7 protein-coding genes and 1 pseudogene are annotated in these 10,556 nt (G+C 48.5%); 4 read left to right on the top strand and 4 right to left on the bottom strand.

What is annotated here, in order from left to right; all coding sequences use genetic code 11:
• Window positions 1-748 precede the first annotated feature (748 nt).
• On the bottom strand, window positions 749-1,207 hold the full coding sequence (locus RMO27_RS10575) for a tRNA (cytidine(34)-2'-O)-methyltransferase (protein ID WP_309732140.1): 459 nt from the start codon (window positions 1,205-1,207) through the stop codon (window positions 749-751).
• Window positions 1,208-1,506: 299 nt separating this feature from the next.
• Window positions 1,507-2,640, bottom strand: a complete 1,134-nt coding sequence (gene gshA, locus RMO27_RS10570) for a glutamate--cysteine ligase (protein ID WP_309732138.1) — start codon at window positions 2,638-2,640, stop codon at window positions 1,507-1,509.
• Between the two features lie 334 nt (window positions 2,641-2,974).
• Between gshA and RMO27_RS10565 the strand changes: the two genes are divergently transcribed.
• Complete coding sequence (locus RMO27_RS10565) at window positions 2,975-3,832, top strand: Tab2/Atab2 family RNA-binding protein (protein WP_309732136.1); 858 nt, start codon at window positions 2,975-2,977, stop codon at window positions 3,830-3,832.
• A gap of 146 nt (window positions 3,833-3,978) precedes the next feature.
• A complete protein-coding gene (locus RMO27_RS10560) occupies window positions 3,979-5,265 on the top strand; it encodes a TldD/PmbA family protein (protein WP_309732134.1) in 1,287 nt (428 codons plus the stop codon).
• Between the two features lie 289 nt (window positions 5,266-5,554).
• Here the strand turns inward: RMO27_RS10560 and RMO27_RS10555 are convergent, their stop codons facing one another.
• Both RMO27_RS10555 and RMO27_RS10550 read right to left on the bottom strand, forming a co-directional pair.
• Window positions 5,555-6,193, bottom strand: coding sequence for a lysophospholipid acyltransferase family protein (locus RMO27_RS10555; protein WP_309732132.1), 639 nt, complete (start codon window positions 6,191-6,193; stop codon window positions 5,555-5,557).
• A 186-nt stretch (window positions 6,194-6,379) separates the two neighbouring features.
• Window positions 6,380-6,964, bottom strand: a complete 585-nt coding sequence (locus tag RMO27_RS10550; protein WP_309732130.1) for a Uma2 family endonuclease — start codon at window positions 6,962-6,964, stop codon at window positions 6,380-6,382.
• 363 nt (window positions 6,965-7,327) lie between these two features.
• Between RMO27_RS10550 and RMO27_RS10545 the strand changes: the two genes are divergently transcribed.
• Entirely contained in the window at window positions 7,328-9,916 is a 2,589-nt protein-coding gene (locus tag RMO27_RS10545; RefSeq protein ID WP_309732128.1) for an MBL fold metallo-hydrolase, read from the top strand.
• A gap of 293 nt (window positions 9,917-10,209) precedes the next feature.
• Window positions 10,210-10,506 (top strand): annotated as a pseudogene (locus RMO27_RS10540) (ACP phosphodiesterase); the annotation flags it as partial.
• Window positions 10,507-10,556: the final 50 nt, after the last annotated feature.

The raw sequence follows: 10,556 nt of genomic DNA, 5'->3' as shown, positions 1-10,556 counted from the left end.
TTCGGGTTTCAACAAAAATGACCTCCTAATTTTGACTACTAAGGGCAGCCAGCTAGATAAGCGTGCCTGAATTAACCGACTGCTAACTGACTTAAATTAACTTCGATCGTGCTTGATTCGGATCGGCTCGACATTAAGCATCAAGACAAACCGAAGCTCTGATGTGGGAACGATCGGAATAATACCGGGGTTTGAATCTTGATCGGCGATCGATTACTGAGTGTCGATCGCGACCCAGGGATCGCTAACGTAACTTTAGATGAAGATGCACTTATTTGCAAGTTTTTTGACAATCGACTAATTAACTTCGCCTACTGTAGCAGGCACGCTCAATTAGTAGCGGTGATTTCGATCTTGTCAGCTTGAAGATGATTTTAATCGCATTTGAATTATTCAATTTGATCGATACAACCCTTACTAAGGAAGACTTTAAGCGATGAATTACTAAATTGGCAACCGTGTATTCTCGGACATGAGATTTGGCAATTTTGTAGCGTAGATTGTTAAATCCGCAGATCTTAAACTTGTGAGATCGCTACCGAAATTAAGTCATCGAGCGTTAATTCAATGATTAGTAATTACTAAGTTAATCGCGATTAGCCGGACATATCGATGATATAAATTTCTTATCTAAAATTCGCGATCGATCGAGCGGTAAGTGCCCAGATCGCTGAGCGATCGCGAAATTACCAGCACTGTCGAGATCGAACGTGTTGACCTGCCTAGATCGTACCGAGATCGCCCCCTGCTAATCCAGAACGAGCTGACGCCGCGCTTCAAATAGACCGATTGCCGCACTCACAGAGAGATTCAGACTTCTGACACCAGGTTCGCTCATCGGAATATAAACTGTGGCCGCACACTGCTGGAGGATCGCGGCGGGTAGTCCCTGAGTTTCACTCCCAAATAAGAGCCAGTCATCAGCTTGAAACTGAAAGTCAAAGTGACTGCAAGTACCCTTGACACTAAACCCCACCCACCTTCCAGGCTGTTGCTGATGAAATTCGATAAATGCCTCGATCGAGGGATGAATTTTGAGGCTGACATAAGGCCAGTAGTCCAATCCAGCCCGCTTGAGATAGCGATCGGTAATTTCAAAGCCGAGCGGCTCGACTAAGTGTAAGTCGGTACGCGTTGCCGCACAAGTCCGCGCGATATTGCCAGTATTGGGGGGGATTTGGGGATTGACTAAAACTAACTGAGGCATAAACTTAAAATTCAACTGTGCTGGAAATCGGAGATCGTGCGGTCGGATCGATGAAGTGTCGCCTAAAGAGTTGTTTCATCAGGATTAGAGCGAATCATTCAGAGTTACGCAATCTTTCGTAATATATATAATTTCTTTATATTTGCAGCGACTGGTCGATCTATTCAAATTTCAAATCTATTTATTCAGTTTTGATTTTATGTGCATCTAGTTCAAAGCGATACTGCGGCTACTCAGGCAGATAGATCGCCAGTCGCGGAGCAGATCAACTTGATCGCAATTTTCCCAATCGCATCAATCTAGACCGGCTGACATAGATAACGGTCTAATTCAATCTCTTGCTGTTCGACTTGGGTAATCGCCTGGATCAACACGGATCGAGCGTCACCATTTCGATCGAATGCCCGCAGCCATTGTTGGGCGGTATTCCCCTCCCGGAGGATCTTTTTGACGGGTGAGAGAAAACACGCAAAGCCACGCTGTTTGGCAAAGTCGTGGACTTCACTATAAAGTTCCTCAATCCAGTCATGAGCGGTAATCGATCGACCGTCTTGCCAATGTTGTAAGGTAGCATCGAGACTGGATTTAGCTACGGCCATTTCATTCGCATCGGCCAGTTCGACCAACTCGTCAGCCGACAAACTACTCATCACCAACGGATCGAGATTAGGTTCGGCCATGAGTTGCCACAATCTCGCCTCAATCAAGCTCGTCACGGCCAGCAAGGCGATCGGATCGATAATTAGGTCACAAATCCTGAGTTCCAGCCGATTGAGGTTGTAGGGGCGGCGATCGCCATTTGGGCGTACGGACGACCAGAGATGGCGGACATTTTGCATCGTTTTCTGGTCTAACTGCTCGTTGACCCACTGAATATGATGCGCGTGGCTGGTAAATAAAGGGACGTGTGGGGGCGTTTTGGGAAATAGTCCCCACCGAGTGGAGTGGTAGCCCGTCGGTGCACCATTGAGAAATGGCGATGCCGCACTCAAGGCTAGATATAGTGGAGCTTCGACGCGAACCAGCCGACAAGCCCGCATCAGCAATTCTGGATCGCTAATCCCGATATTGATATGAACGCTCGCCGTCACGACATTGGTGCCGTAAGTCTGCTCGATGTAGGTATGGTAAGGATTATTCGGATCGGAGCGATAAAACTTGTCAGTACCACCCAACGATAAAGTGCTACCAGGAATCAGAGTATAGTCACCAAGTTTTTGGAGATAGGCGCGTAACTGGCGACGCGGCTGGACGAGCGCACACAACAATCGATCGTATGAAGTAAATGGTGCAGTGGTGTACTCGACATTGCGACTATCTGGCTCGATAATAAACCCATCCAAATCCGCCACAATTCGATCGGATAAACCGACAATCTCGCCCTGGGGAGTACCCGTGTAGACTTCTATTTCAAATCCTTTGGAAAGCAGCATGTGGTTAGGGATTAGGTTTTAGGTTTTAGGCGTTAGCGGATGCGCGCTCGTCGGGAAACCCGACGGTTTAGCGCACCAAGCAGGCTTTGGCATCTGGACTTTTAGCCCACAACTCTATACTAATAGACAATCATAGCGGTTTTGCTTTGGCAATCCTCGATCGAGAGTTCGATCTGAGACACTCTTAAATAAAATGGCTAAATCCTTCCACCCTAAAACCTAAAGCCTAAGACCTAAAGTCTAAAGCCTAAAATCCTATTCCCTAATGTCCAAAAATGGCGGATAATAAGAGATTAATGTAAAAATCACCAAGCAAGTAGCATAGTAGGAAATCATGGGAGCGATCTGGGAAATCGATTTTTACTCACGCCCCCTGGTTGATGAAAACCACAAAAAGGTTTGGGAATTGTTGGTATGCGAAAGTCCGACGACGACCCAGCAATCAACCGCGCAGCTCTTTCGCTACACTCAATATTGTCCGAGCGATCGAGTCAATTCACTCTGGCTGGGCGAAGCCTTGCAAGCAGCTATGCGCGAAGCCAATACATCGCCACAGCGGATTCGCTTCTTTCGGCGACAGATGAATAATATGATTACCAAAGCCTGTAAGGATATCGGGATTCCTTCGGCTGCCAGTCGGCGATCGATCGCCCTGCATCAATGGTTAGACGATCGGATGGAGCACTTTTATCCCCAGCAGCCGAACTATCAAGCGACGACGACTACCTCCGTTCAGATGTTCTCCGATCCGCCCAAACCACTACCAGAAGCCCTGATCGGTGAAAAGTGGGCATTTGTGCATTTAGCAGCCAGTCAGTTTGCGGATATGAGCGATTGGCAAATCGGATTTGGAGAAGCTTTCCCCCTCGAGATGGTCAAAGTCGCCCCTGAAACCCAGATTCCAGGCTTGATTGTCTACTCACCGCGATCGGTACCGATGGCCGCTTGGATGTCGGGATTGGAAATCGTGGCGGTGCGCTACCAACCCGCCCCCAAATCTACCCTCCTGTTAGAGACAGGAGCCAGTGAAAGCTGGATTTTAGCCCGTCTAGAGGGGACGACTCAGCAAGAAGCCGCTCGGTTTGAAGCTAGCAAACAGCAAGCCAATGGCGTCCACTTTATTGCCATCCAAGCCACTCCTGACAGTGAAGAATTTGCTGGATTTTGGCTGTTGTACGAAGATAGTTGCTAGTTGATAGTTAATAATTGACAGCTCAGATGAATGGCTGTTTTGGTAGCTTATGGTGGGAAAATAAGAGGTGATAGGTAGATTAATGACTTTATTTTCTCCCCATCCCCCGTCTCCCAGTCCTCCAGTCCCCCAGTCCCCAGTCTCACATGGATATCGCCGAACAACTTTTAGACTTAGCTACTAAGGCGGGTGCGGAAGTAGCAGAAGTTTATCAAGCTAAATCCTTGTCTCGACCAGTTTTTTTTGAAGCAAATCGGCTCAAGCAGTTGGAAACAGCTCAGAGCGAAGGCATCGCGCTGCGGTTGTGGAAAGATGGTCGGCCAGGAATTGCCGTTGCCTATGGTGCTGTCGATCCGCAGATCTTAGTTGCCAAAAGCCTCGAACTGTCGCAATTAAACGATCGCGAAACGCCAGAATTAAATGCAGCCAATCGCAACGTCTATCGCGATTTGGGTCATACCATTCCGATGGAGGAATTGGTGGCGATGGGCAAAAGTGCGATCGAATTGGTACGTGCGGATTTCCCAGACGTCCTGTGTAGCAGTCAGTGGGATTGTGATATTGAAACTACTCGGCTAGTAAATACGCTGGGGCTGGATTGTAGCTACACCGATACCACCTTGAGCGGTTATCTAGCCGTTGAATGGATTCGCGGCGATGATTTTTTGAGCGTGGGTGACGGTCAAACGCAGCGTGGCGAGTTAGATCCGGCTAAAATAGCCCAAAGCGTCATCAAACGACTTCAGTGGGCAAAGAAAAATGTCAATCCACCGACTGGTAAAATCCCGGTCTTGTTCACTGCTAAAGCTGCCGATATGTTGTGGGAAACCGTCCAGGCGGCAATGAATGGTAAACAGGTGATGGAAGGGGCTTCTCCTTGGAGCGACAGATTGGGCAAAAAAGTAGTTTCTCCCCTGCTGACGATCGCGCAAGAGCCAGATCGGGGGCCATTTAGTTGTCCGTTTGACGATGAAGGTTCGCCCACGCGATCGTTAACGTTGATTCAAGCTGGTCAACTCAAATTATTTTATGCCGATCGGACGATCGGTCGTCAGCTTGGTTCTGGCTCGACGGGCAATGGCTTTCGATCGGGTTTGGGTAGTTATCCGACGCCGGATCTAGTCAATTTGACGATCGCTCCTGGAAAATTGAGTTTTCCAGAATTAGTCCAGCATCTGGATGCGGGGATTATCATCGATCAAATTCTGGGCAGCGACGCAGGGATGTCTGGCGATTTTTCGATCAATGTCGAATTGGGCTATCGCGTCCGCAATGGCGAAATTGTCGGGCGGGTTAAGGACACGATGGTCAGCGGCAATGTCTACACTGCCCTCAAACAAGTCGTCGCCCTCGGCGCGGATATCGATTGGAATGGCCCTTGTCACACACCTTCGCTGATTGTCGAGGGGTTATCGGTTACGGGGAGAGGATAGTTGGTAGTTGGTAGTAGAGTAGACTTGCGATCGATCTTGGGGGCTACTGAATATTATCGATCTTGTTGTTGACGACCGATCGAGTTTGTCCCAACAAGAGTGAGACAGGATGTCGGCCTTACTTCCCACAGTCGATCAATTGGTTTCCATCCGATCGAGTCTCCCAACAAGAGGGTTAGCAGCACATTTTTGTGTCACTTTAAAATCCACAGCTACCCATTCGCGCACAACATGACCTTCCCGGTTGATCACAATTTTGCCCCAGCGGGTCGCGCAGGCGATCGATTGGTTAGCGGCCGAGATCGTGTAACTCATTAATTTTGGTCGTGCAGATCGCGGTGACGCGATCGAGTTCCGATCTTTTGGTCGAAGTTGGTGGGGCGATGAGTTCGCCGATTCTAATCGTGACTGGCGTAGCCTGCGGCCATTTTTTGCCCGGTTGTTCGATCTGATGAGTTCCCCACAAACACACTGGTAGCAACGGGACTTGCGCCTTCGCCGCAATCAAAGCTGCGCCTGGTTGGGGATTGGCGACTTTGCCGTCGGGCGTCCGCGTCCCCGATAGAAAAATTCCCGCCCCCCAACCTTCATTGAGATAAGCGAGTGCTGTTTTAATCGTAGTGCGATCAACAGCCCCACGTTTGACTGGATAAGCTCCGTACAATCTAATCGCATTCTTTAATACAGGCACCTCAAACAGCTCTTCCTTGGCCATATAAGCCACCGGACGCAATACTGCTGCCGATAACAACGGCGGATCGAAATTGCTACCATGATTGCTCACTACTACAAACCCTCCTGATTTGGGGATATGTTCTCGGCCTTCGACTCGACCCTGGAGGTAGAAGTAAAAGAAGGGATTGATAAATGGCTGTTTGAAGGCGTGATAAAAGGCGAGATTGATCAGTGGTTCGCGGGATCTGGACATGGAATTGATACTGGCAGTTGAAAGCGATCGAATTTGCGGATTTAGTCGGCGTTGAGGTGGGATCTAATCAAATAACATCTATGCCGACCCTAACGAGCATAGCATTTAGTCTTGGTGGTTGACACTTCCACCGAGGAATCAGAGGGGATGTAGCTCGTTCTCTGGTAAATATCGATCTGGGATCGACTATTCCGCTGGCTCCACTCCAACAGGCTCATAGATGCGATCGATCTCAAAACTAAAATTGACACTAGTTAATTCCACCACAGATCCAGCACTATAAGAACTAAATTCCCATATTCCTGGCGATCGCTGTCGATGGATGTCCACATGCATCAGATCGGTACTGATCAGTACGTATTCTTGTAAACTAGGCACCGAACGATACAATCCAAACTTTTTACCTCGATCGTAAGCCTCGGTACTCGGCGATACAACTTCGACGATCGTGTATGGATGAGTGATAAAATTATTGGCACTGCGATCGTGTACATCGCCACTGACGCTCGGATCTGGATAACAAAAAGAATTAGATTCTAAGATCTGAACTTTAACCCGATCTCCGAATACTCGACAGACAGTACCTCGCAACTGCTCTTGGAGCATGGTACTCAGCTTGATCGCTGGATTGATAATTCGCTCGACAGTTTCATCAGCAATGGGGCGTACTCTGCCCTCAATGTACTCGTAACGTAAATCTTGTCGAGCCTCCCACTCCAGATATTCTGCTGGAGTGAACTGCGGAAAATGTTCTCTGGCAGAAATCATCATGACAGCACCTAGTTATTGAAGTCCATATAGAGCCAATGATAATACGATCGCACACCAGTTCGATGGCTAATAGCACTGTGAAACCCAGGTGTGAAGGGGTCAAAAGCCTTTTTTAGAGTATGGTTAATTTTTGTGAGGCAGCCGCTCTAATTTTGAGGTGATGGTTAGTAAAACTTCCATCCGATCGCCGATGTGACAGCTCGATTCTCGTTCCGAAAGGCTCCGCCAACGGACGAATCTCGGTCGGGTATACAATAAGTCATGAGTTGCAAGATCTCGATCGAGCTAACTATCCACACTTCCAGCCTTACACCTCCTATGTCCGCTAACATGAGCGAAGTTTCACGGGACCAATATTGTGAAATGACCGTTAGTGGCACGATCGCCCCTGACGATCGAGATCCGCATAAATTGGTCTTAACTACTCCCGATGGTTGTCAGTTTCGGGCGGCACCACTCGGCTCTGTCAGCATGGGCGAGGGCAGTAGACAGTGGCGCGTCATCCCGATTATGCAAACCGATGGCAATATCACGCGGCTGCAAATCGTCGAAGAGGAGTCCCCGATCGCGATTGAAGGCGATCGATTTGTCTGTGTGGGCAAAACTAACCAAGTTAGTCGCAAGCATAATATTGTCTCCCTCAAGATCGAGCGTCCTGGCGAACCCACGATTCGGCCGACACTGTTCAATCCACCCAGCCAAGTTAAATCTGGGCAATCATGGCAGATTGTCGCCCAGCGCGTGGGGATGACACTAGAAATTCTCACAGCCACACAACTCGATCGGCAAGAAGTAAGTGACTCGCCACCGAAATCTCTGCCCAGTGCTGCCCCTAAGACTGTTAAAGAGCCTCGCAATCTAGATCAACAGCAAACGCCAGAAATTACGGCGATCGCCCTAGCCGCCCTCAATCAACAGCTCAGCGAACGCGACTGGGAACTAGCTCTCACTAGGGTTAAAGAACCCACATGGGAATGGGAGGCTCAAAGTCTAGTCTCCTCGGATCTGCGCGCGAGAGTACAGGTAAATGCGCGGACTAAAGGGGCGCGAGTCTATGTGTATCCCGATCAGAGTAAGTATGTTGCCGATCGATCTGGCGTTTCATCAGATGAGGCAGCAGTAACTACAGATGAGGATGATAAATATTTAGACAGGTTAATTGTCACCCCATTAGGTGCGGCCAGAGGAATTGGGGCGTCTTGTTTTCGGGTGCAGATTGGCCCGTATGAAATCGTGCTGGATGCGGGGACTCGCCCCAAAGGGAGCGATCCATTACCAGCATTTGAGTTATTAGAGCGTCCTAATTTAATCGTCATTACTCACGCTCACCTCGATCATATTGGTGCCTTGCCGATCTTTCATCGGGATTTTCCCGATGTCCCGATGATTTGTACCCACGGGACGCGGGAAATTGCCCATGTGATGCTGACCGATGGCTTGAAGGTACAGGCAGCGAAACAACGGCAGGGGAACGAGGATTTTCAACAATTATTCGCTGCGGAGGATCTCGATCTCACGTTATTTGAACTCCAAACGCAACCTGTCGGTGTAGATTTCTCGCCGTTACCAGGATTGACCATGCGGTTCATTCATGCCGGACATATTGTCGGTGCCGCGTGTATCTACATGCAATATGGCAATCGATCGATCCTCTATACCGGCGATTACAATACCACCAGTAGTCGCACCACCGAAGGCTTGAAACTGGCCGATTTGCCGCAGGCGGATGTCCTCATTACCGAATCTACCTACGGCTCCGATACCCACCCTTCCCGCCGTACCCAAGAGAGCGATCTGATTAAAGCGATCGTCGCAGTCGTCGCTGCTGGTGGGAATGTCTTGATTCCCGCCTTTGCCCTCGGCCGCGCTCAGGAAATTATTCTCGCCATCCGCACCAGTGCGTTATTTCATAGCGTCAATGTCCCCGTCTACATCGATGGCTTGGTGCGCGAAGTCACCGACTTATTCCAAACCCAATTAGAATTGCTGCCCGCAGCCGTCCAGAATTTCGCCAAAACCCAGTCGCCGTTCTTTAGTGAGAAATCCGCGCCGCGAATTATCTCGATCGGATCGCCCAAGGAGCGACCGCTGGCAATGGAACACCCATCGGTAATTATCGCCAGTTCGGGGATGTTGATCGGTGGAGCGAGTATTTTCTATGCCAAAACCCTACTCCAACGGGAAAATGCGGCGGTGTTTATCTCTGGTTATACCGATGAAGAGTCCCCAGGCCGCTTTTTACAGAGTTTGGAACCAGGCAGTGAAATCGAACTCGATGGTACCCCGCTCACCGTCAGAGCCAAGATCCAACGCTTCAATCTGTCTGCCCATGCCGATCGAGTCGGGATTACTCAAGTCATTCACCGCGTCAATCCCCAACATCTAATCCTGATCCACGGTTCCCAATCTGCCCTCCACGAACTTTCCCGCGCTGGCGATTTGCGGGATAAATATTGGATTCATATCCCCGAAGTCGGCGATACGATTACCTTCGGCCAAGCCCCCGAACATCTCTCCAAGGCACAAGTAGCCAGAGTCGATGCCGGACAAGAATTTGAACTCGAAATCGAAGCTGAATTCGATGGCGCGTGGTTGCGAATTTCCGATAGCGTCCTCGAAGATCCCCGTTGGCAACATTTAGCCGCAACGGGATTATTATCCGCAAAATGGACGAAAGGCGGATTGATGCTCAAACCTGCCAGTCATAAAGCCCTAGCGGTGGATAGTGCGATCGCCAGTGGTGTGGATTGTTGCGCTGTCTGTGAATTTTTCGATGGTTATCTCTGTCGCGGGGAGGATAGTCCATTGTATAAACGCGATGTCGATCCGACGGCAAAATGTCCTGAGTTTGTCCGTCAAGTTGTGGCGGTTGAATCTCAGTCTGTGGGCGATGAATTAGATGTAGATGTTGACTTAAATGTCGATCTCTCGATCAATTTAGGGGAGGAATAAGAATAGATGCTCATCAAATGCAACTATATCCAGATTTAGCTCATCAAAACAAGGCTGAAATCTAGTGGACAAACTTATTTTCGTTTGAATGGGCATACTAAGATCGAGCGAAAGTTAGAAGATCGCTCGACTCATTCGTTAATCCCTATCATCCTTAAAGGAAAGTATATTTGTAAAACACCATTTTTTTTGGTTGAGAGCACGATATTGGTGTTATGTCCGTAGATATAGAATGGAAGGTGTTTCTGTGAAAGTGCAATTTTCTCGATAAAAATTGATAATACTCTGATACAAAATTTACTGAATTCACCGCAGAGATCTATTCCTCATTCCAAGATTATCCAGGTACAATCCCAATTTTTGCTAAAGAAATTATTGGCTACATGGTTGATGGCGATTGGTTGACCAGCTATCAACAGTTGTCTGGTGTAGAAAATGCGTTAGATAGGCTCGATTATCACATTAGAGCTAGGATGAGCGATCGAATCAAACTTGTCGCTGCGATGCCTATATTAGAACGAGAATATATCAATATCAAAGCAGACTTTAAGTCTTTTTTTCCAGCCTTACAGCAACACGTCCAAGGTTAAAAGATAAATACCTAAGCTCCTGATTTTTCCAACTACCCAAAAACATGGGG

Origin of the sequence: Chamaesiphon sp. OTE_75_metabat_556 (genome assembly GCF_031378165.1) — a bacterium.
GTDB lineage: Bacteria > Cyanobacteriota > Cyanobacteriia > Cyanobacteriales > Chamaesiphonaceae > Chamaesiphon.
The sequence above is the reverse complement of the archived record's forward strand: the minus strand, read 5'-3'. Positions and strand labels throughout refer to the sequence as shown.